This window comes from Niabella agricola (genome assembly GCF_021538615.1).
In the GTDB taxonomy this organism is placed as follows: domain Bacteria; phylum Bacteroidota; class Bacteroidia; order Chitinophagales; family Chitinophagaceae; genus Niabella; species Niabella agricola.
Map to the genome: position 1 here is coordinate 4,506,422 of NZ_JAJHIZ010000003.1, position 22,425 is coordinate 4,528,846.

At 46.4% G+C, this 22,425-nt stretch carries 15 protein-coding genes and 1 tRNA gene; 11 read left to right on the forward strand and 5 right to left on the reverse strand.

From position 1 onward, the window contains the following. Window positions 1-59 precede the first annotated feature (59 nt). From LL912_RS24060 to LL912_RS24070, 3 genes are read left to right on the forward strand one after another with little or no spacing between them, the layout of a single operon-like run. Window positions 60-1,550 carry an MBL fold metallo-hydrolase gene (locus LL912_RS24060; protein ID WP_235556182.1) on the forward strand — a complete coding sequence of 497 codons (1,491 nt, stop codon included), beginning with the start codon at window positions 60-62 and terminating at the stop codon, window positions 1,548-1,550. Beyond that, a complete protein-coding gene (locus LL912_RS24065) occupies window positions 1,550-2,659 on the forward strand; it encodes an acyltransferase family protein (RefSeq protein ID WP_235556183.1) in 1,110 nt (369 codons plus the stop codon). Before LL912_RS24060 ends, LL912_RS24065 begins: the two co-directional genes overlap by 1 nt. Before the next feature lie 59 nt (window positions 2,660-2,718). Further along, window positions 2,719-3,219 carry an SRPBCC family protein gene (locus tag LL912_RS24070; protein ID WP_235556184.1) on the forward strand — a complete coding sequence of 167 codons (501 nt, stop codon included), beginning with the start codon at window positions 2,719-2,721 and terminating at the stop codon, window positions 3,217-3,219. Between the two features lie 98 nt (window positions 3,220-3,317). Here the strand turns inward: LL912_RS24070 and queG are convergent, their stop codons facing one another. Next, window positions 3,318-4,247, reverse strand: a complete 930-nt coding sequence (gene queG / locus LL912_RS24075; protein ID WP_235556185.1) for a tRNA epoxyqueuosine(34) reductase QueG — start codon at window positions 4,245-4,247, stop codon at window positions 3,318-3,320. 52 nt (window positions 4,248-4,299) lie between these two features. On the opposite strand from queG, the gene LL912_RS24080 reads away from it, so the two are divergent. The 5 genes from LL912_RS24080 to LL912_RS24100 all read left to right on the forward strand — a co-directional run bounded on the left by LL912_RS24080 (window position 4,300) and on the right by LL912_RS24100 (window position 11,400). Next, window positions 4,300-5,337 carry an isoaspartyl peptidase/L-asparaginase family protein gene (locus LL912_RS24080; protein WP_235556186.1) on the forward strand — a complete coding sequence of 346 codons (1,038 nt, stop codon included), beginning with the start codon at window positions 4,300-4,302 and terminating at the stop codon, window positions 5,335-5,337. Between the two features lie 246 nt (window positions 5,338-5,583). Then, window positions 5,584-8,178: an ATP-dependent chaperone ClpB gene (gene clpB / locus LL912_RS24085; RefSeq protein ID WP_235556187.1), complete on the forward strand. Its 2,595-nt coding sequence runs from the start codon at window positions 5,584-5,586 to the stop codon at window positions 8,176-8,178. A gap of 496 nt (window positions 8,179-8,674) precedes the next feature. Next, window positions 8,675-9,343: a DsbA family protein gene (locus LL912_RS24090; RefSeq protein WP_235556188.1), complete on the forward strand. Its 669-nt coding sequence runs from the start codon at window positions 8,675-8,677 to the stop codon at window positions 9,341-9,343. 429 nt (window positions 9,344-9,772) lie between these two features. Next, window positions 9,773-11,206: a chromosomal replication initiator protein DnaA gene (gene dnaA, locus LL912_RS24095; protein ID WP_235556189.1), complete on the forward strand. Its 1,434-nt coding sequence runs from the start codon at window positions 9,773-9,775 to the stop codon at window positions 11,204-11,206. Window positions 11,207-11,311: 105 nt separating this feature from the next. Further along, window positions 11,312-11,400, forward strand: a tRNA-Ser gene (locus tag LL912_RS24100). Between the two features lie 99 nt (window positions 11,401-11,499). On the opposite strand, the gene LL912_RS24105 is transcribed toward LL912_RS24100, so the two are convergent. From LL912_RS24105 to LL912_RS24120, 4 genes are all read right to left on the reverse strand, one after another. Further along, entirely contained in the window at window positions 11,500-11,700 is a 201-nt protein-coding gene (locus LL912_RS24105) for a hypothetical protein (protein WP_235556190.1), read from the reverse strand. 95 nt (window positions 11,701-11,795) lie between these two features. Next, window positions 11,796-12,521: a DUF72 domain-containing protein gene (locus LL912_RS24110; protein WP_235556191.1), complete on the reverse strand. Its 726-nt coding sequence runs from the start codon at window positions 12,519-12,521 to the stop codon at window positions 11,796-11,798. Window positions 12,522-12,611: 90 nt separating this feature from the next. Then, the gene (locus LL912_RS26355; RefSeq protein ID WP_455011050.1) at window positions 12,612-12,938 is read right to left on the reverse strand and encodes a DUF1328 domain-containing protein; all 327 of its coding nucleotides are present in this window, start codon (window positions 12,936-12,938) and stop codon (window positions 12,612-12,614) included. A 125-nt stretch (window positions 12,939-13,063) separates the two neighbouring features. Then, window positions 13,064-13,954 (reverse strand): AraC family transcriptional regulator, encoded by an 891-nt coding sequence (locus LL912_RS24120; RefSeq protein ID WP_235556192.1) that lies wholly within the window; start codon window positions 13,952-13,954, stop codon window positions 13,064-13,066. A gap of 633 nt (window positions 13,955-14,587) precedes the next feature. On the opposite strand from LL912_RS24120, the gene LL912_RS24125 reads away from it, so the two are divergent. Genes LL912_RS24125 through LL912_RS24135 form a run of 3 tightly spaced genes read left to right on the forward strand, consistent with a single transcriptional unit; the run spans window position 14,588 to window position 22,419 of the window. Next, window positions 14,588-17,734: a SusC/RagA family TonB-linked outer membrane protein gene (locus LL912_RS24125; RefSeq protein WP_235556193.1), complete on the forward strand. Its 3,147-nt coding sequence runs from the start codon at window positions 14,588-14,590 to the stop codon at window positions 17,732-17,734. Window positions 17,735-17,776: 42 nt separating this feature from the next. Next, window positions 17,777-19,549, forward strand: coding sequence for a RagB/SusD family nutrient uptake outer membrane protein (locus tag LL912_RS24130; RefSeq protein WP_235556194.1), 1,773 nt, complete (start codon window positions 17,777-17,779; stop codon window positions 19,547-19,549). Between the two features lie 32 nt (window positions 19,550-19,581). Further along, window positions 19,582-22,419, forward strand: coding sequence for a SusC/RagA family TonB-linked outer membrane protein (locus LL912_RS24135; RefSeq protein WP_235556195.1), 2,838 nt, complete (start codon window positions 19,582-19,584; stop codon window positions 22,417-22,419). The last annotated feature ends 6 nt before the right edge of the window (window positions 22,420-22,425 follow it).

Here is a 22,425-nt window from a genome sequence, read left to right on the forward strand (position 1 = left end):
GTTTTGGAACGGTACCACGATGGGATATTATTGTATATTCGTAGCAGGAATAGTACAAAATGAAAATTACCTATATTAGTCATGCTACACTGCTTATTGAAGTAAACGGGCTAAAACTAGTTACCGATCCCTGGGTAAAAGATACGGCATATTGTAACCAGTGGCATTTATTTCCAAAGGCGACCCATCCGGAGTTAATTGCTGATGCCAATTATGTTTTGTATTCGCACGGACACGAAGATCATTTGCATGCGGGGAGCCTGCAAATGATCAATAAACAGGCTGCAATTCTTTATCCCTATTCCTGGTACGGAGGAACAAAGACCTTTTTTAATGACCTGGGATTTACACATGTAAAGGAGGCGTTTAATGAGCGGACAATTGTATTAGACGGGCAGGTAAAGGTGACCTACCTGGCCAATAATCTGGATAATGTGATGGTGATTGAAAGCGGGGATACCGTCCTGGTGAATATTAACGATGCCCTGCCTTCGGCCTCCCAATCGATGATCGGTTATTTTCTAAAAAAAATAAAACAACGATGGCCGGCACCCGATTATGTATTTTCCAGCTATGGCGGGGCCTCGTATTTTCCGAACACCGTGCACTTTGAAACGAAAGACGACGAGGAGATCGCCCAAACAAGGGAGCGCTTTTTTGTAAATAATTTTTGTAAGATTGTTGCCGGCCTCCGGCCCAGGATGGCTGTGCCGTTTGCAAGCGATTTTATTCTTTTAGATGACCATCAACGATGGATCAATCGGGCTAAATTCCCCCGTTATGAGATAGCACCCTTATTTGAGCAGGAGCATCCGGATTGCGATACAAAGATTATCGAAGCATATCCCGGTGACGTGTTTGAAGGCTGCAACTTCTTTAAACGGTCAAGATATCATGCTGTTGCCAGGCAGCTACTGGATACGGTAGATAACGATTATAAAAAAGAAATTGAGGAGAAGCGCACAAGAAAAAGCATGGCGGCCGGCCAGTCTGCGGCGCTGAAGGAAAAGCTAAAGCGCCATATTGTAGAGAAAGCATATATTATACCAACCGATATCCGGAAGCGTATCCGGTTCGCTGTTAGGGTAACGGATATGCCGGATGATCCGGTGCTTACCATCGATTTCAGAGGAGAAACTCCCACATTCAGCTGGCAGCAACAGCCTCAGGGGGATATTAATTTGCTGATTGATGTCGGTAGCCAGGTATTGAACCACTCCATGGACCATGAATGGGGAGGCGATGCCATCATCATCGGATATGGCGCCGAGATTTATGTGTATCATGCGGATGCCATACGCTATGAAATTGAAAACTATTGTGTACGCCTGCTCAGCCGGTATCCCAATACAAAAGAGTATTTAAAACGTACTCCTTTGCGGGCCGCCCGGTATTTATTGTCGGATGCCATAAAAAGAAAAAATCTGATTTATAAGGCGATGGGCAGGAGAGACAAGGTGATCGATCACTCAGATCCTGTGCTTTCTGAAAGGGATCTGTGGCTGAATAAGGGAAAATGCGCCGTTTGTAAAGCCTGTAATTTGAAATAATGCTTTTCGATAAATTGCGCCGGGTTACGAGTGCTACGCGATATTTGCCATTTATAGACGGGCTGCGTTTTTTTGCCATCCTTCCTGTAGTATTGGTACACACGGTTGATTTTTATGAAGCACATGCTTTTAAGATTTCGGATACAGCGCTTTATAAGAACATACACCTGGCAAGCATCATTGGAAATGCAGATACGTCGGTGTTGCTTTTTTTTATGATCAGCGGGTTTATTCTGGGAATGCCTTTTGCCAGGGGATATATGGGGAAAATGCCACTTCGGGGACTTAAGAATTATTACCTGAGACGCCTGACCCGTTTAGAGCCACCTTACCTTTTGTTGCTGACACTTCTGTTTATTCTGAATGTGTACCTACTGCACAATTTCAGTTTTGAAGCCCTGTTTCCCCATTATGTTGCTTCTTTTTTTTATGTGCACGATATTGTGTATAAATCGCATTCGTTTTTAAATTTTGTTTTCTGGTCGCTTGAAATCGAAGTGCAGTTTTATCTGTTGGCTCCGCTTTTGGTAGCGGTATTTAAGCTAAAACCCTTATACAGGCGCCTTATACTGCTTGCAGCCATACTGGTGTTTTCTGTGTTCAACAGCTTGTATAGGATGCCCTTTTTAAGTATTATAAATTACCTCCAATTCTTTCTGGCCGGTTTTTTTGTGCTTGATATTTATCTTACCACGCGAAGACAGGGCAGTGTTGTATTCGACCTGCTGGCAACTGTTTTCTTTTTGCTTTTCTGGACAAGCACGGTTACCCGGGAGGCGATGATCCTTCCTTTCCTGTTAATGGCCTTTTTTTTAACTGTCATCCATTCAAAAGTCTGGGTAAAAATATTGTCGGTTCCGTCCATTGCTATTATAGGGGGGATGTGTTATTCAATTTACATGATACATTACCCTGTAATGGTTTTTGTTATGAATAGATTGCGGCTGCTGACTCCTTTTTTTGATAATTTCTACGCCGATTTTTTTATAAAGCTGCTGCTTTGTTTGCTGGCGGTGGGCCTGGCAGGTGCGACTTATTTTGTTGTTGTTGAAAAGCCTTTTATGAAATGGAAACTAAAAACAGCTCAACGTGATCAACAAAAGGTTTGATTTTTTATCGCTAATATTGCCGGATAAATCTACTATTTCAGCGCATTGATTTTTAGTACATGAAATATATAAAACTTTTGATTTTCAGTGTGGCGATCCTTTTACTGGCCATTACGGGGGTAACGCTCTTATTGCCTTCGCATGTGCGGGTATCCAGGGCAGTGAACCTGTATGCGGGAGATGACGCTGTGCTGAACCAGGTGAGTGATCTGGCGAAATGGAAAAACTGGTACCCGGGGTTTGACACACTCGAACTGAAAGACACCGTGGTAGTAAACGGCAGCGTGACCGGGGCTACCGTAAAGAATGTTCAACTGCGGGTGATCAATCGTACCGATTCGCTGGTAACGGTCCTGATGAAGAAAGGAGAACAACCGGTGCGCAATAGCTGGAAACTGATCCGCTATGCGCATTCAGATTCACTGACCCTTCAGAATTATATGGAGTTTGACTTTAAATGGTATCCCTGGGAGCGCTTCTCGGGTCTGCTGCTCGATGGTTCCTATGGCCGCATCATGGAACAGGGATTAAGGCAATTAAAAGAACAGGCACACAAATAGCCGGAACCACAAAGGCCGAAGGCATAAAGTAGCATAAAGAATGGAAATAGAGTCCCTCGCGTTTCTCAGCGTCCTAGAGCCTTTGTGGCAGAAATCTTCTAGTTTTTAATAAACTCCAGGTTGCGCTGAAGACCCTTGAGCTTGGTACGTTTGATAGGAGAATGTTTGAACACCTTGCGGAATTGCTCTTCTGAAAATTGTTCCCATTCCCTGGTGGACAAATTCAGGATCTCCGGCAGCGGCATAAACGCTTCCTGCTGGTGAGGTGTACTGAACCGGTTCCAGGGGCACACATCCTGGCAGGCATCACAGCCAAATACCCAATCCTGAAACTGTCCTTTTACTTCATCCGGTATCAGCGCTTCTTTTAATTCAATGGTAAAATAGGAAATGCATTTGCTGCCATCTACCACTTTGCCGGGAAGGATGGCTCCGGTGGGGCAGGCGTCGAGGCATTTGGTACAGCTACCGCAGAAATCGTTGCTGTAAGGATCATCATATTCTAATGGAAGATCTGTAATAAGCGTAGCGATAAAATAGAAAGATCCGGCACCCTTCACCAGCAGGTTACCGTTTTTTCCAATCCATCCCAGCCCGCTTCTCCGGGCCCAGGTTCGTTCAAGCACCGGGGCAGAGTCTACAAAGCCCCGTCCGTTCACTTCACCAATCTGTTCCCGGATATATTGTAACAGGGCGTTCAGCCTTGCCCGGATCACCTCATGATAATCCTGGCCGTATGCATATTTCGAAACCCGTGGGCCGTCGGTTTGCTGTAACTGCGGCGGGTAATAATTCATCAGCAGCGTGATAACGGATTGGGCTCCAGGCACCAGCTTTGCAGGATTAACTCTCAGATCAAAATGATTTTCCATGTACTGCATCCGGCCATGCATTCCTTTTGACAGCCATTGTTCCAGCTTGCGGGCATCCTCGTCCAGCTGTACCGCTTTTGCGATACCGCAGTAGTCAAAGCCCAGTTTCCTGCTGTATTGTTTAATAAGCTGTGTATGCTGTACGATCGGATTCACCGGGGTAAAATTATTAAATTAACCGTTAAATTTGTTTGGTTAAAACAGGTTTATGAAGAGGACGCAGATGTTTGTGCTGCTGGCTGTGTGTTTCCTGTGTGCGGCAGGCGGGCAGCTGGTAAATGGCCAGGAGTTATTGAACCAGGGCCGGTATGTGCTGCTGATTCACGGCGGGGCCGGCACCATCCTGCGTGAAAAAATGTCGCCGGCGAAAGAAAAAAACTATCGGCTGGCGCTGGAGAAGGCCCTGAAGGCAGGATATACAGCAATAAAGTCGGGTCGGCCGGCGCCGGAGGCCGTGCAGGCTGCAATCCGCGTGCTGGAAGATGATTCGTTGTTCAACGCCGGAAGGGGCGCCGTATTTACCCACGATGGCAAAAATGAACTGGATGCTTCCATTATGGATGGTAAAACAGGAAAGGCCGGCGCCGTGGCAGGCGTAACCGTCATCAAAAATCCTATTGACGCGGCAAAAGCGGTAATGGAGCGGTCGGAACACGTAATGATGGCTGGAAGGGGAGCCGAACTTTTTGCAAGAGAATGCGGATTAACGATCGTAGATCCCCGGTATTTTTATACAGAGGAACGCTGGCAGGGATTACAGAGAGCGATCCGGGAAGATGCCCGGAAGAGCAAACCGGATCATAGTTACCAGGGTACCGGCTACCCCGATTATAAATTGGGAACAGTAGGTGCTGTAGCTTTGGATCAGGAAGGGAACCTGGCGGCAGGCACTTCCACCGGCGGTATGACCAATAAAAAATTTGGAAGGATTGGTGACAGCCCGGTGATTGGCGCCGGCACCTATGCAAAGAACCAGACGGCTGCTGTTTCCTGTACCGGCTGGGGTGAGTATTTTATACGCAGCGTTGCTGCCTACGATCTGTCGGCCCTGATGGAGTATCAAAACATGCCGGTTGCAGCAGCAGGCGAAGCCGTCATGAAAAAGATTGGCGCATTGGGCGGAGATGGCGGTTTAATTGCCCTGGACCAGAACGGGAATGCGGCGATGCCTTTTAATACAGCCGGTATGTACCGTGCGGCCATTACAAACGATGGTAAAACAGAAATCTATATTTATAAGGACTAAAATTTTAAATAGGCGGTATCAAAAACGGCGGCGGTAGCCGACCTGTGAGATTCCTGCTAAAATTTCATAAAACATTTATTTTGACTGCATTATAGTCAGTTTGAAAGTTGTTTTCCTGACAAAATTTCCATAAAAAACGGCTTGGATTTTGATTTGCTATCTTAATACCGGTCACAAGAGCTGATCCTGGGTGCGCGGCATTCAGAATCCAAAATCAGCAATTTGTGATCACTAACAATACAAATTATGAATCTGGGAAATTTTACAATTAAAGCAGCAGAGGCATTTCAACAGGCCCAACAGTTGGCCTTTAATGCTAAAAATCCGAATATAGAAGTAGAGCATATTTTAAAGGCATTGCTGGAACAGGAAGATTCGCCGGTGGAGTTTCTGTTGAAGAAAAACAACGTAACCCTGAACTTGGTACATAACAAGCTGGATGAGCTCATCAAAAAATTGCCGGTTACCAATGGCGAGCCGGCGCAGCAGATCAGCCGCGACGCCAATAATGTGGTGTTAAGGGCCGGAGCCTCTTTAAAACAATTCAACGACGAATTTATTACTCCAGAGCACCTGTTACTGGCCATCGTACAGGGCAGCGATGCTACGGCAAAACTGCTGAAAGACGCCGGCCTGACGGAGAAGGGCCTCGTCATCGCAATCAAGGATCTGCGAAAGGGGGAAACTGTTTCGTCTCAAACACAGTCGCAGGAATTCAATGCATTGAATAAATATGCAAAGAACCTGAATGAGTTGGCCCGCCAGGGAAAGCTGGACCCTGTTATTGGTCGTGACGAAGAAATCCGTCGTACCCTCCATATTTTAAGCCGTCGTACCAAGAATAATCCGATCCTTGTAGGAGAACCGGGTGTAGGTAAAACTGCAATTGTGGAAGGATTGGCACACCGGATCATCAATGGCGATGTGCCGGAAAACCTGAAATCAAAAGTGATTTATGCACTGGATATGGGGTTGCTGATTGCCGGGGCTAAGTACAAGGGCGAATTTGAAGAGCGGTTGAAAGGAGTGGTAAAAGAAGTGAGCGGAAGCGACGGGGAGATTATTTTGTTTATTGATGAGATTCACACCCTTGTGGGCGCCGGTGGCGGGGAAGGAGCGATGGATGCTGCCAATATCCTGAAACCGGCCCTGGCACGTGGAGAGCTGAGAGCCGTGGGCGCTACTACATTAAACGAATATCAAAAGTTTTTTGAGAAAGATAAGGCACTGGAACGGCGTTTTCAAAAGGTCATTGTAGATGAGCCATCCGTAGATGATGCCATTTCTATTTTACGCGGGTTAAAAGACAAATATGAAACCCACCACCACGTACGCATTAAAGATGAGGCCATCATTGCGGCTGTGGAATTGTCGCACCGGTATATTACCGATCGTTACCTGCCGGATAAGGCCATTGACCTGGTGGATGAGAGTGCCGCCAAACTGCGCCTGGAAATGAACTCCATGCCGGAGGAGCTGGACCGGTTGAACCGGCATATCCGCCAGCTGGAGATAGAACGGGAGGCGATTAAGCGTGAAAATGACGATGAAAAATTAAAGCAACTCAATACAGATATTGCCAACCTGTCTGTAGAACGAGATACGCTCAAAGCTAAATGGCAGGAAGAAAAAGAACTGGTGGAAAAGATACAGGCCGGTAAAGCGAAGATTGAAGACTATAAGGTGGAAGCGGAAAAAGCAGAACGCAACGGCGATTACGGCCGGGTGGCGGAGATCCGGTATGGCAAAATAAAGGAAGAAGAGGCCAATATTGTTCGGTTTACCAAAGAACTAAATGATACTGCGGAAAGCCGTTTGCTGAAAGAAGAAGTGGATGCGGAGGATATTGCGGAAAGCATTGCCAAGGCTACCGGCATCCCGGTAACCAAGATGATGCAGAGTGATAAAGAACGGCTGCTGAACCTGGAAGCGCACCTGCATCAGCGGGTGGTAGGCCAGGATGAAGCGATTATTGCAGTAGCCGATGCCGTACGCAGAAGCCGGGCCGGTTTACAGGACCCGCGCAAACCGATCGGTTCTTTTATTTTCCTGGGGACCACCGGTGTGGGGAAAACAGAACTGGCAAAAGCGCTGGCGGAATTTCTTTTTGATGATGAAAGTATGATGACCCGCATCGATATGAGCGAGTACCAGGAAAAACATACGGTTAGCCGTTTGGTGGGAGCACCTCCCGGTTATGTAGGATATGATGAAGGGGGGCAGCTAACCGAAGCGGTGCGGCGGAAACCGTACAGCGTGGTGCTGCTGGATGAGATTGAAAAAGCACATCCGGATGTGTGGAATGTATTGCTGCAGGTATTGGACGACGGGCGCCTGACCGACAACAAGGGGCGCGTGGTGAACTTTAAGAATACCATCATCATTATGACCAGCAATATCGGTAGTCATATTATACAGCATGCATTTGACGATGTAAGCGAGAAGAATATAGATGAAGCAACCGAAAAAGCAAAAACGGAGGTGATGAGTTTATTAAGAGAAACCATCCGCCCCGAGTTCCTGAACCGGGTTGATGAGATTATCATGTTCCACCCGTTGCTGAAAAAAGACATTGTGGATATTGTAAAGATACAGCTGGAAGCGTTGAAGAAACTGGTGGCTCAGAATGGCATTCAGCTGGAATTTAGCAATTATGCGCTGGAATTTTTGGCAGATCAGGGGTACGATCCACAGTTTGGAGCGCGGCCGCTGAAACGGCTGATCCAAAAGGAAATCGTCAATCAGTTGAGCAAACGGATCCTGCAGGGTGATCTTGACCGGACCAAACCGGTATTGGTAGATGTATTTGATAATACCGTGGTTTTTAGGAATGAAAAATAAATTCTAACAGGAAGAAGAACAGATGAGGGTGTCTCAAAACTCCAAAACCGTCATTTCGACTGAAGCAAAGCGGTCCCGATTGCTATCGGGAGGAGAAATCTCATTAGGAAATTAAATATAGGAGATTTCTCGGCTTCACTACGTTACGCTCGAAATGACGGACTTTTGAGACACCTTCATTTTTTTTAGACAACTGCCGGAGCCCGGCTGCGAACGAACGATTGGTCGCGCCTGCGCGTGGTTGTTTATATTGCTTTTAGGGAATGGCCCGCGGCCGGAAAACAGTGCTGAAAAAAATGAATTCGATCTGAGTTTTTATGTGTTGATAATCATATTGTTGTGTATGGTTATTTCTTCCCTCAAAGAAAAAGTTTGTAACCAGAAAAAAAAAATTATCTTCAACCGCTTTTTTGAGATATTTGTTGTATTTATGTATTGATTTTTAAAAGTTTAAAAATCACGCCGCCCTTCCAAACCAGAAAAATTTTAAAATTGTATGAGTCTGAAGAAAGAATCTGAAGAAATTATTGAGCCGAAGGACATATTTGTGGGCAAGAAAGAAGCGCCTGTAGTATTGATGGAATTTGGAGAATATGAAAGTGAGGAGTGTGCCCGGGCCAATGAAATCGTAAAACAGATTTTAGAAAATTACGAAGGCAAAGTAAAACTTAATTTTCGTCACTTTCCTCAAACAAGAATTCATCAGAGAAGTTTGAAAGCAGCCGAGTCTGCAATTGCCGCCGCGCAGGAAGGTAAGTTTTGGGAAATGCACAATGTGCTGTTTCAAAATAGAAGAAACCTGGGCACCACCAGTTTAAAATTACATTCCAAAGAAGCGGGTGTAAACAATAAAAATTTTTTAGAAGAGCTGGTAAACGGCACCTATGGATGGCAGGTTCAGGATGATCTGAAATATGGCATCGACCTGGGCGTAAAAGAAGTGCCTACTTTTTTTGTAAACGGTCAAATGGTAAAAGGAAAAGCAACCTATGCACTCCTTAGCCAGGCCATTGATGAGGCCCTTAAAGGGGCTAAGAAAAAGCCTGTTGATAAAGCCAAGGCAAAGCCCAAGTCAGAGCCTAAAGCAGAGTCGAATACAGCGCCCAAAGCACCTGCGAAAACGGTTGCAAAAGCGCCCGTAAAAACAAAGACGAAAGCTAAATAATTTTTTTGCTGTATTCAGCGCTTTGCTGTCCTTCAATGCCGGTACCGGTATAGAGCTTCCAGGGAGAGCGGAATAGTGAAAAAGAACATTAAAAGGCTGAAACCCTTTACAGTAAAGGGTTTCAGCCTTTTTGGCAGTTGCTGCTGCAGCTTAATTGTTAAGCAAGCCATGGGTGCCTGTTCCGTTTTATCGAAGCGGGGTTATTTATATTTTTAGTGGTTTAATTGAAAAAAATTCAAGAAACAATCGGAAAAAATCTTTTTTGTGCGATACGTAAAAAAAATAGAAGATTAAATTTTTTTTATGTTGAATAAATGTGGATATTCGCTGTCCCGCGAAACTTTTTTTATCGTTATGAGAAGATGGTTTTTTGCTGGACTTTTAGGAGAAACATTATCGTAAATGCATCAATAAACTTGGTAACTTCTGATGGAGAAAAATGTCGAAAAAATCTGGTCGAATTGTTTAAAGATTATTAAAGACATTGTGGAGTGGCAGCACTATAAAACCTGGTTTGAACCGATTAAAGCAATTTCATTAAAAAATAATGTGCTGGTGATCCAGGTCCCCAGCCAATTCTTTTTTGAGTATCTTGAAGAACATTACGTAAATTTATTGGCAAAGACATTGAAGCGTGAGTTGGGGAAAGAAGCCCGCCTTGAATATCGCATCATGGTCGACAGCGGAAACAGTAAGAATAAACCGCTGACGATGGATGTTACAGGAACGGGGTATAAAACCTATTCCAATAACGAAATGGATTTTCCGCTCGTGATCAATAATCCTGTAAAGAATCCTTTTGTCATCCCCGGCATTAAAAAAATGCAGATTGACCCCCAGTTGAACGTCAACTATACGTTTGATGCTTATATTGAGGGCGACTGTAACCGTGTGGCCCGCCGCGCCGGTAAAACGGTGGCAGAAAAACCCGGGGCCAACTCGTTCAATCCGCTGGTGGTATATGGGGGGGTAGGACTGGGAAAAACCCATCTGGTGCAGGCCATTGGCAATGAGGTAAAGAAAACGCATCCCAATAAGATCGTTCTGTATGTAAGTTCCGAAAAATTTATTAACCAGTTTATGGATCATAGCCGGAACAATGCGATCAATGATTTTATTCATTTTTATCAGCTGATCGACGTGCTGATCGTGGATGATGTACAGTTCTTTAGCAAGGCCGAAAAATCACAGGATGCATTTTTTGCCATCTTCAATCACCTGCATCAGTCAGGAAAACAGCTGATCCTTACTTCTGATAAGTCGCCCAAGGACCTGGAAGGGGTACAGGAACGCCTGCTGAGCCGCTTCAGGTGGGGGCTGAGCGCAGATCTCCAGATTCCTGATTATGAAACCCGTATCGAGATCCTGGAACGGAAGATGAAGGCCGATGGGCTGGAAATGCCCAAGGAAGTGGTGAAATACATTGCCTATAATATTAACAGTAATGTACGGGAGCTGGAGGGCGCGCTGATCTCATTGCTGGCCCAATCTTCTCTCAACCGGAGGGAAATAGACCTGGATCTGGCCAAAAAGGTATTGCGCAACTTCATCAAATCTTCCAGTAAGGAAATTACCATCGATACCATTCAGAAAATGGTTTGCGATTATTTTAACGTGCCCTACGACAAATTGCTGCAAAAAACCCGTAAACGGGAAATTGTACAGGCCCGCCAGATCACGATGTACCTTGCCAAGTCGTTTACCAAGAATAGTCTGAAAACCATTGGGGAGCATTTTGGAGGAAGGGATCATACAACGGTGATTCACTCCTGTCAGACAGTAAAAGACCTGATGGATACTGACGCCGTTTTTCGTGAAAATGTATTGGAATTGCACCAGAAAGTGCAACTGGCTGCCATGTAAGCTGTCAGATTTTTTTTGAGATATTTTTCATGAATTTGCGCACAATTTTTAGTTTATATAGTTGAGTTTCTATATTTTTGCAACCCCTGAAAGGGGATTCAGCCCGGTGAGGTGGATGAGTGGCTGAAATCAGTAGTTTGCTAAACTGCCGTACGGGTTAAACTGTACCGCGGGTTCGAATCCCGCCCTCACCGCAAAAAACAGGTGCTCCCTTCGGGGAGCATTTTTTTTATCAAGGATCCGAGCGAAAAAGACCAATCATATAAAGCCTCACTTCTTTAGTAATGCTTCCACTACCGGCCGGAATCATTAGGTGCGCCTTCCCAGGTGCTGGTGTCGTGGGCTTCGTGTTGCTGCGTGCCTGGTGTGGTGGTGTTGGTATCCGGACTTGTAACCATTCCATTTATGCTGTCTGTTTGACCAGAAGCGTCTTTTGACGGTGTGTTGCAGCTTCCCAGCAGGACTGTTGCAATCATCAGTATCAGAATCTTCATATAAAATATTTTAAGGTGCTTTGATGAATCTGCCAAATACCATACCGGGAAACTTGTAATCGTTTTGTTGCAGACGATGCCCGGTATGGCGATTCCTATTTCTTGGCGTTATGCTGAATGGCTAACTGCTTTAAAAAATAAGCATTGGTATACCCGCTTTCAAAAGTGGTATTGTTGAAGAATATAAATGCGTCTTTTCCTGCGGGTAGTTCCTGATATAGCTGTACCAGTTCTTTTTCAGAATAGGACGACTGAAACAAATCGGGTACACCATGCATCCGGCGGTACAAAAAGTTACCGGTAATCATATTGCCGGCGGGAAGGCCCGGATAGCTGACACTGCAGAAATTGATGCGGTGTTTGCAAAGAAGATCAAATACTTCCTGCCGCCACCAGGAAACATGGCGGAACTCAATTACATTCCGGTTATCCAGAGATAATTGTTCCGCCACATTTGTTAATCGTTCTTCCGAAAATGTATAGGAAGGAGGCATTTGGTACAGCACACTGCTTAGTTTGTTGCCCAGCGCCGCTTGTATAACCTCCATGAATTCCTGTATCGTATCCGCAACACCCGTCAGTCGCTTTATATGTGTAATAACCTTAGGTGCTTTTACAGAAAACAGAAAATCAGGTGGTGTCAGGTTCGCCGATTTTATTAAGGACGCTACGGTTGGAAACCGGTAGAAAGTATGATTTAGTTCGAGTGTGTTAAATTGAGTTGCATAGTATTGCAGCCATTTAGACGCCGGCAGTTGATCCGGATAAAACCTGCCTTTCCAATAAGGATAACTATAGCCTGATGTTCCAATGTAATACATCTTTACATAAATGGAAAACTGTGTGGTGATGAAAAATATTGCGCATGGTTTAAAATGCCGCGGATGCTTTGTTTCTTTATAGTAACAGGGTTACGGGACATTTCTTTTTCCCATAAAAAAGGACAGTATAAAAAGAATCAGGAAAATAACGAATAGCACTTTTGCAATGCCTGCAAAAGCCGCGGCCACTCCTGTAAAGCCCAATATTGCTGCAATAACCGCAATAACTAAAAATGTGATGGTCCAACGTAACATAAAAAATGTATTTAAGTAAGAAAAAATGCTATACAAAGCAAACTTCGAACAAGCCCCGTTTAATGAAAAACAAGAACTATACCAACAGGGGATGACTGCAGCACCCTTAATGGCGTTGTAATCATCATCATCTAAAGGAGTGCTCTTCGTTAATATGCGCATACATGGGGAATTTTTAACGCAATGGGGAAGAACTTCAACACGTAAGGCAAGGCCGCCTCAGCGTTCAATTGCTGCATCATTAATCTGTTTGAGGCATTGGAGAGTTGACAACAAACTGTATTAGGTTATTTGTTTTTAAAGTGTTTGGGAGAGATTCCCATGATTTTTTTGAAAACCCTCGAAAAATGATATTGGTCTTCATAGCCGAGGCTATAGGAGATGGTTTTGATGTTGTGCGAGTTATCCATCAACATCTGGCAAGCCTTCTGTATTTTCAGGGAGGTGAATAAATGGATTGGACTGGATTTGACCTGTTTTTTAAACAAAGCGGAGAGATGGGAAGATGAAAGTCCAACCTCAGTGCTGATCTCATCCAAACGCAGGGGCTTGTCAAGGTTTTGTTTCATAAAGGTGATGCACTGCTGGATGATGTCGTTCTCATTGGCGGATAATTTTATCTGCGTATTCTGGAACGAGGAAAGGTAGGCATGCACGGAGCTGCAACTGTAAATAATATTATCAGCATTGTTCATTAATTCCAGATGTTGGATAATGTCGTAGAAAATAAGCTGTCGTGAAGTGCTGACCACAGCGCTTACCGGAACCCTTCCCTGTGTTTTTGTAAGTAGCCGGTAATAGAAGTCTGCATCTGCGCCGGAGAAGTGGAGCCAGTAAATGCTCCAGGGATCTTTTTCATGGGCGCCATAGTGATGGGCGGTGCCCGCCGGTATAATAAAGAATTCGTTGGATTTTACTTCGTATAATTTATCCTCAATGGAATACCAGCCCCGTCCTTTTACACAATAAATTAAAATATACTGGGAACAACCTTTTGGACGCTCGCGGTCATGGTGTGCGGCATTGGGATAGTAACCGATATCGGTGATGTAAAGTTTTTTGCAAAAAATATGCTGCGCACAGAACTGGACTTTAGCCTGCGGCAGAATACAGGTCAGCTGGCCGGCAAAGCCTTCCATTTTTTTCAACGTGCTGCTGCTTGTATTGACTGGCTTCATGGAACAAACCGTTTTTTTATTGCGGAACCAACCGCCCGGGTAATAGGAATGTAAATGTATCTATATTTTTTTTATAGCTGTTGCTTCTGTGTAAAAATGATCGGGGCTTTCCTTGTTATTCCGATAGTAGTTGTACGCAATTGATGCGCCCGGCTTTCGGGATTTGATGAGTGCAGACGGGGTGGAGGGAACGGTGGTTACACGAAGCGTAGGCGGCAGGCCTTGTCTTTCACCTGGTGATTTACCAGGATGCAGGCGCGGTGGTCAATTAATAAATGACAAAGATGGCAGCGTAAAAAAATCCATTATTTTCCCTGGAATGTCTATTTCCTTGGCCCTCGTTTTATTAGAATTTTACACCATTATGTGAAAGAGAAGGGGAAGCGTGAAAACAGGTCGTCTGCAACGCTGCTGCTATGTGTTCACTAACGAGGTTGCCTGAACCGGTTTTAGATGGGATGCGTATTAAATCCGTTAACGAATTTGCTTAATACGCGTCGGGAGGCATCGAGTATCGATTTTCCGCTTTTTTAGATAACGGTTGGTCTTTTATCCAGATAAAACGTATGCTCCCGGCAGGAAGCCCGATAATTCCGGGCAACAGCTCCTGCTTTTATTATTAAAATGGCTATTATGTTATTAAGATTGTTATTTGCCACTTTTCTGGTTGTTTCGTTTGGTGTGCAGGCTGCCTTTGCCGGTTCCGGTATTGAGTATTATAAAATGCGGCAGGTTTCCGGTATCGTAACCGATCAGCAAACCGGAGCGCCGCTGCGGGGCGTTAACGTTACCGTTAAAGAAACTGGAGTGGGAACTTCGTCGGATCAGGAGGGGCGTTATTCATTGGTGATTCCGGATGGTGTTTCCAATGCAATACTTGTTTTTTCACTGGTCGGCTATCATACGCTGGAACAGCCGGTGGGCCAGCAATCAGCGCTCAATGTAATGCTGACCGCCGAACAAAAAGAGATGGATGCAGTGGTGGTAGTGGGGTATGGAGAACAAAAGAAGTTAACGGTTACCGGAGCGATTGCCACCGTATCGGGAAGCGACCTGGTAAAAGCGCCAGTTGCGGGAATCAGTAACGCGTTGATTGGGATGGCCCCGGGGTTGCAGGCTATCCAGACATCGGGCGAGTTTGGCAACGACAAGGCTACAATTCTGATCCGGGGTATGGCTACCCTGAATTCGGGTGGCCGAAGTCCGTTGATACTTATCGACGGTGTGCAGCGTGATACCTACAATAACCTTGATCCGAATGAAATCGAATCCATCAGCATCCTGAAAGATGCTTCCTCAACAGCCGTTTACGGGGTGCGTGGTGCCAACGGGGTAATTCTTATAACTACCAAACAGGGAAAAGCCGGCCGGCCGCAGGTAAATATTACCGCCAATGCCGCGGCCATTCAACCCACGATCCTTCCCAAATACCTTAATTCCTACGATTATGCCGTACTGCGCAACGAAGCCGAACGCAACGGGGGGATCGCCGCAGATAAATTAACCTTTACGCCGGAAGACCTTGAGCTTTACAAATCCGGTGCGGATCCTGTTTTTCACCCGAGCAAGAACTGGATCGAAGCGTTGATCAAACCTTATTCCTTCCAGCAATCCTATAATGCCAATATCTCCGGAGGAACGGAAAAGGTACGCTATTACACTTCACTGGGATATTTCAATCAGAGCGGAGGTTATCAGCAGCCCGAACAAAGCCTGGGTTTTCCCTATAAACAAAAGTATGATAAGTACAATGTACGGATGAACTTTGATTTTAAACTGAGCCAGGATCTGCTGATTCAGGTAAAGCTGGGCAACCAGATCACGGACAATAGTATCCCCAACGGCGGTGCCTGGGCGACCTTTGATAAAGCGGCCAATCGTCCGCCGATGACCAGTCCTTTGTTTATCGATGGCAAATACATCGAACGTGTGATCGGCTTACCGGGGGCCGTGCCCAACTTTAACCCCTGGGGAGACGCAGGGCCCACAAGTGCTTCCGGCGCCTTCCTGACGGAGCAATATTCCAGCACACTCAATACCAATCTCCAGATCACCTATAAGCTGGATCGTATCACGAGAGGACTGAGTGTACGGGCTATGGGTGCCTATGACAGCTATTACCTGAAGAATAAAACCCAGAGTAAAAATTTTCCTAAATGGACGGTTATAAAGGATGCAGAGGCTCCCGGGGGTTACCGGCTGTATCAAAGCGCGGATGATGGCCCGTTTACCGGTATCTCCGAGGCTGTAGGTGACGCCAATAAATGGCGGAAAGTTTATACCGAAGCGGCGATAGAATACAAACGTGGTTTTAACGGGCACAACGTTTCGGGGCTGGTACTGGGTAATTTTTCCCGCGAAGTAAGGCCCAGCCTGCTTTATAAATTACCGCATGTATACCTCGGCATGGTATCAAGGGTTACGTACGATTATAAGAACCGGTATCTCACCGAGCTGAATATGGGTTATAACGGTTCGGAGAATTTTCCCGAAGGTAAACGCTACGGCTTTTTCCCTTCCGTTTCCCTTGGCTGGGTACTTTCTAATGAAGCTTTTTTCCCAAAAAACAGCTGGCTCAGCTTTGTAAAATTCCGGGGTTCTTACGGAGTGGTGGGGAATGACGAAATTGGCGGGCAACGCTACCTGTACCTGGATCCGCCGTTTAGTTTGAATAACGGAGGCAACCAGGCTGTTGTATTTGGAAACCCCGGTGTGGATTTTGCCCGGTACAATGTTTATAATGAAGGTGCCATCGGGAACCCGGATGTGACCTGGGAAAAGTCGAAGAAGTTGGATATCGGTGCAGAGGTGAAATTCCTGGATGACCGCCTTTCTTTTACCGGGGATTATTTTGAAGAAAAAAGGAACAATATCCTCTGGTACCTGTCTACCGTTCCGGAACTGGTTGCTGCTACATTGCCGCCTGCCAATATCGGCAAGGTGAATAATCACGGGTATGAGCTGGAACTCAGCTATACCGGGCAAACCGCCCAGCTGCAATACTGGGCAAAAGCCAGTTATGCATTTGCCCGCAATGAAATTATTTTCCAGGATGAACCCGACCGTAAATACGATTATTTAAGACGTACCGGCAAACCCATGCAGCAATATTTCGGACTGACCTTCGAAGGGTTTTATAACTCCTGGGAGGAAATCAATGATCCGAACCGGCCTAAATCTAAATGGGAAGGTGCCGGTCTGCAACCCGGAGATATGAAATATAAAGACCTGGATGGAAACGGCGTCATTGATGAAGACGATATGGGGCCGGTAGGCAATTCCGACTGGCCGGAAGTTACCTATAGTCTGTCAGGTGGCTTCTCGTGGAAAGGGCTTGATCTGAGTATCCTGGTACAGAGCACGGATCACGTATCGGCCAGCTTTGCTTCTGCCGCGGCTTATCCGTTCGTGTCTTCCTGGGGTAGTGCACAGCAATGGCACCTGGAGCGCTGGACGCCGGAACGGTATGCCAACGGAGAACCCATCTCCTTTCCACGGGTAGAGGTTTCCCCGGACCGGCAGCACAATTACCAGGCCTCCAGCTTTTGGGTGCAGGATGCGTCGTATATCCGCCTGAAAAACATGGAACTAGGTTACCGCTTTACGTCGCAGGCCCTGAAGCGTATGGGCATGAGCAGCCTGCGTATCTATGTAAGCGGCAATAACCTGCTTACCCGGAGCCATTTCAAATACAGCAAGGACCCGGATGCGCGCGAGCTTTGGGGCCGTACCTATCCTCCCATGCGGGTGTTTAACGGCGGCATCAATCTATCATTCTAAGGTAACAGTCTTCATATGAAACGAAGCATAATAAATATACTAATGAAACCAATCGTTTTCAATACATTGATTTTATGGAGCATTGCATGCCTGCTGCTCAGCTCCTGTAACAAGTACCTGGAAAAGCCGGAGAGCAGCGATATCAAACTGGAAGATGTGTTTGCTTCAAAGGACCGCACCGAACAATTCCTCTGGAGTGTGTACCGGACCTGTTCTATTTTTGAATTCCCTTATTACTGGGCTTCCGGGGAGAATGGTTATTATCATTATGGTGCTACTTACACCATAGTCGCGGCGGCGGATGATGAGGCCGATGCCTATTCCAATATCACCGGTGCAGAGGCCTTTAATAAAGGCAACTGGGGCTCCAGTGATATTTACTGGTATGAATTCCGGAGTGAGTTTTGTTACAAGGGCATCCGCAACGCCAATATTTTTATTGAGAATATTGACAAATCGCCTTTCTCCAACACCGAGAAGGCCTCCATGAAGGCAGAAGCCATTTTTTTAAGGGCATTGATGCATTTCGATCTGATGCAGCGGCTGGGCGGTATTGCCATTGTGGACAAAGTATTAAAAGTAAGCAGTGCGGCGGATATCCCCGAAGTGCGGATACCCCGGAGCACTTATGCAGAAACCGTAAACTTTATAGTGAACAGCTGCGATGAAGCGGCAAAAAATCTGCCCAGCAGCTATGAAAGCAAATATCGGGGACGTATTGTCAAAGGCGCCGCACTGGCATTAAAAGCACGGGTGCTGTTATATGCTGCCAGCCCCCTGTTTAATACGGCACAGTCCTATATACCGGTGGGCGACCCCAAACTGCGCGAACTGATCGGGTATACCAGCTATGATCCCAACCGCTGGAAACTGGCAGCAGATGCCAGTAAAGCTGTGCTGGACTGGGCTGCCAATGAAAGCGGCTGGTGCGAACTGTATAAAGGCAAGAGCAATCCTGTTGACCGTTATGAAGAGATCTTTATCAACCCCAGTGTGAACGAAACCATTCTGGATGCAGGATTGATGGGTACCAGCACCAATAACTACTATGTCCGGTTTATGACACCGGGAACAGTTGTATACACCGGATCGGATCCGATCAATATCGGGGTTACATTAAATTTTACAAAGTTTTATCAGAAGGCAGACGGTACGGATCAGGTTTGGAATGAGCAGGAAGGTGTAGACTATCCTTATGCGCAGTACCGGCAGAAATTAAAGGAACTCGATCCGCGGTTCCAGGCTTCAGTATTTTATTCCGGTGAAGAATGGACAAGAGGTACCGGAACGGTATATCATTTCTATGAGCAGCATGGCAAGTTGCTGGATGCCTACAACGGCGTGGGGTTCCTGAGAAAGTTTGCCAAGGGCGTCAGTAACGGTTCCAATCCGCCCCCTAAATGGATCACGTTCCGCCTGGCGGAGTTTTACCTCAACTATGCGGAAGCACTGAACGAACAAAACGGAGATGCCGGTCAGATCACCTGGGCATTGAATGAAGTGCGCCGTCGGGTAAATATGCCGGATTATAGTTACACCAACCAGGAAGATATGCGCAGGAAGATACGCCGGGAGCGGGGTGTGGAACTCGCTTTTGAGGAACACCGCTATTTTGATGTACGGCGGTGGATGATTGCCGGAGATGAAGGTGTGATGCGGGGTGGAATGTACGGATTGCGTTTAAAGGGGGGCGCCAATCCCACCTACCGCCTGGAAAAATTTGAAGACCGGGTATGGAATGACAAGATGTACCTGTACCCGTTCCGCGTCAGTGAGATCAACCTGGGATATATCCAGCAAAATCCCGGTTGGTAACGGTTATAAATGTACACGCATAAAAGAATGCAATGAAAATGAAATCAGGAATAGATCGGGCAGGCTGCATGATTGCGACATCTGGCCTCAGAATTGGATTGCTGTTGTTTGGTGGCTTCTTCTGGAATGCAGCGCAGGCACAATCGGTTCAGTATGATGTAAATCCCGATTCTTCGGTGAGAGTAGCCTATGGCACGCTTTCCAAAGATCAGAGCAATGCTGCTATATCAAGCGTTACCGGCTCAGCATTGAAGAAAATGCAGACCGCAACGTTAACCAATGCACTGGCGGGAAAACTTACCGGGCTAACGGTTATGAACACCGGAGCTGCACCGGGCTTTGATGATCCTTCTATTTTGATCCGCGGTCAGCATACCAGCCTGAACAACGGGATTTTGCTGATTGTTGACGGCATCCAGGTAAATAGCATCAGCTTCTTATCGCCAGATGAAATTGAAAGTGTATCTGTATTGAAAGATGCTGCTGCTGTGGCCATGTACGGAGCAAGGGGTGGGAACGGAGTACTGCTGGTAACGACAAAAAGAGGTGCCATTTCAGACAAACCGCAGATTGCACTGAGCCTGCGGTATGGTGTACAGTCGCCAACCCAATTGCCCCAAATGGCGTCCTCCTATGATTTTGCACGCCTGTACAATGAAGCCCTGCAAAACGACGGTATACCCGCTTTATATACCGATGCACAATTGGAGGGCTACCGCCTGAAACGAGATCCCTACCGGCACCCGGATGTAAACTGGTTGGATGAGATTCTGCGGAAGCAGGCGCCCATCCAGGATTATACAGTCAGCTTTAACGGCGGAAACCAGACGGCAAAATATTTTGTGATGCTCGGATACCTGAACAACCAGGGATTGTATGCGCATACAGACGGTGAGCACAATGCCAATATCGGATACAACCAATTAAACCTGCGCGCTAACCTGGATGTGAACCTTACTAAAACACTTTCTGCACAAGTGGGGATCGGTGGTAATATACAGGACCGGAAATTTCCTCCTGTTGCTACGGCTACGTTCTGGCAAAATATGCTCACCTATGCGCCCAACCTGTACCCGGCCATGACACCAGAAGGAAACATTACGGGAACAGCCGCCTTCCCTTCCAATCCCCTGGGCGATCTGTTAAAAAGGGGATACCAGTCGCGGCACGACCGGAACATCCAGATGAATGTTCGTGTTACACAAAAGCTGGATTTTATCACCAGCGGCCTGAACGTGTTTGGCGCCGTTTTATTTGATAACCTGTTGCAGAACCGGTATGATAAGACCCGTACCTATGCTTATTACGAGCCCATTTGGACAACGGGGGCTGGTGGCCAGGATTCTATGTATTACCTGCAGCGGAGTCTGGATACGGATCTTACCGTTGTTACCGGTGGCGATTATGAAAACAACCGGCTGATCTTTCAGGGAGGACTGGACTACGGACGCCGGTTCGGGAAGCACCAGCTGGGAGGAATGCTGTTCTTCCAGCAGGACAAATATACCGTGCTGGGTAACGCTTCTCCCTTTGCCATGCAGAACCTGGCGGGACGCCTGATGTATAGTTATAAGGACAAATATTTTGTCGAGGGGGTATTCTCTTACAGTGGTCTGGAGAATTATGCACCGGGCAGGCGCTTTGGCTTTTTTCCAGCATTATCGGCAGGATGGCTGCTGCATAAAGAATCGTTCCTGCAAAATACCGCCTGGATCAACTACCTGAAATTACGCGCCTCCGCAGGAGGTGTAGGAAACGACAGGGGCGCACCACGGTTTAATTACAACCAGTACTGGGGCGTTGCCAGCAGCCAGGGTTATTATTTCGGAACGGGACAAAGCTGGTACAACGGACTGGTGCAGCTCGCCATGGCCAATCCGGATATTACCTGGGAGCGGGCCATGATCTATAACCTGGGTATGGATGCTTCCCTGTTCAACAACCGGCTAAACCTTACTGCAGATGTATTTAAAGAAAACAGGAAGGATATACTGGTAGATCTGTCTGCTACCGGTTCTGCATTGGCGGGATATACTTCGGGCCGGATGGCTAATTTAGCGCGGGTGGACAATGCAGGAGCCGAAATAGCAGCTGCTTACCGGAAAGACGCCGGGCCCTTAAATTATTACTTTGGAGGACAGTTCTCCTATGCCCGCAATACCATTAAAGAAAGCTGGGAAGCACCCAAAAAGGAGGCCTACAGTTACCGGCAGGGACATCCGGTAGGTCAGTATTTCGGTCTTGAGGCCATCGGCTATTTTAAAGATGAAAGCGATATTGCTTCAAGCCCTTTACAAACATTTTCGATTGTTGCTCCTGGCGACCTGAAGTATAAGGACCAGAACAATGACGGTATTATTGATGCTAACGATCAGATAGCCATCGGGAAACAAAATTATCCGGAGATTAACTACGGGTTTCAAACCGGCATATCGTATAAAAATATTTACGTGGATCTGTTCTTCCAGGGCGTAGCCGATAAAAGCGTATACCTGAACGGTTACTTATTTCAGCCGTTTATAAATAATACCAATATCCTCGACTGGGCGGTTGAAGGGCACTGGACACCGCAAACGCATACTACGGCCACTTATCCGCGGCTGACCACTCAGGCTAATCCCAATAACTACCAGGCATCTACCTTCTGGGTTCGCCGTGCTGATTTCATCCGGTTAAGGAATGCGGAACTGAGTTACAGGTTACCGGTAAGCCTGGTGAAGCAGGTTGGAATGGAACAGGCCAAAATATTTGTAAGCGGAATGAACCTGGTTACCTGGGATAACCTGGCGGTGGATGTGGATCCGGAAATGCTAGGGCAAGGGTATCCCGTACTAAAATCCTGGTCGGCAGGTATTATGGTCAAATTTTAAAACGGA

What these genes read in the sequence shown, in the direction of transcription:
- LL912_RS24060 (WP_235556182.1), top strand. Translation starts at nt 60, where the DNA reads ATGAAAATTACCTATATTAGTCATGCTACACTGCTTATTGAAGTAAAC.
- LL912_RS24065 (WP_235556183.1), top strand. Translation starts at nt 1,550, where the DNA reads ATGCTTTTCGATAAATTGCGCCGGGTTACGAGTGCTACGCGATATTTG.
- LL912_RS24070 (WP_235556184.1), top strand. Translation starts at nt 2,719, where the DNA reads ATGAAATATATAAAACTTTTGATTTTCAGTGTGGCGATCCTTTTACTG.
- LL912_RS24080 (WP_235556186.1), top strand. Translation starts at nt 4,300, where the DNA reads ATGAAGAGGACGCAGATGTTTGTGCTGCTGGCTGTGTGTTTCCTGTGT.
- clpB (WP_235556187.1), top strand. Translation starts at nt 5,584, where the DNA reads ATGAATCTGGGAAATTTTACAATTAAAGCAGCAGAGGCATTTCAACAG.
- LL912_RS24090 (WP_235556188.1), top strand. Translation starts at nt 8,675, where the DNA reads ATGAGTCTGAAGAAAGAATCTGAAGAAATTATTGAGCCGAAGGACATA.
- dnaA (WP_235556189.1), top strand. Translation starts at nt 9,773, where the DNA reads ATGGAGAAAAATGTCGAAAAAATCTGGTCGAATTGTTTAAAGATTATT.
- LL912_RS24105 (WP_235556190.1), bottom strand. Translation starts at nt 11,700, where the DNA reads ATGAAGATTCTGATACTGATGATTGCAACAGTCCTGCTGGGAAGCTGC.
- LL912_RS24110 (WP_235556191.1), bottom strand. Translation starts at nt 12,521, where the DNA reads ATGTATTACATTGGAACATCAGGCTATAGTTATCCTTATTGGAAAGGC.
- LL912_RS26355 (WP_455011050.1), bottom strand. Translation starts at nt 12,938, where the DNA reads ATGCGCATATTAACGAAGAGCACTCCTTTAGATGATGATGATTACAAC.
- LL912_RS24120 (WP_235556192.1), bottom strand. Translation starts at nt 13,954, where the DNA reads ATGAAGCCAGTCAATACAAGCAGCAGCACGTTGAAAAAAATGGAAGGC.
- LL912_RS24125 (WP_235556193.1), top strand. Translation starts at nt 14,588, where the DNA reads ATGTTATTAAGATTGTTATTTGCCACTTTTCTGGTTGTTTCGTTTGGT.
- LL912_RS24130 (WP_235556194.1), top strand. Translation starts at nt 17,777, where the DNA reads ATGAAACCAATCGTTTTCAATACATTGATTTTATGGAGCATTGCATGC.
- LL912_RS24135 (WP_235556195.1), top strand. Translation starts at nt 19,582, where the DNA reads ATGAAAATGAAATCAGGAATAGATCGGGCAGGCTGCATGATTGCGACA.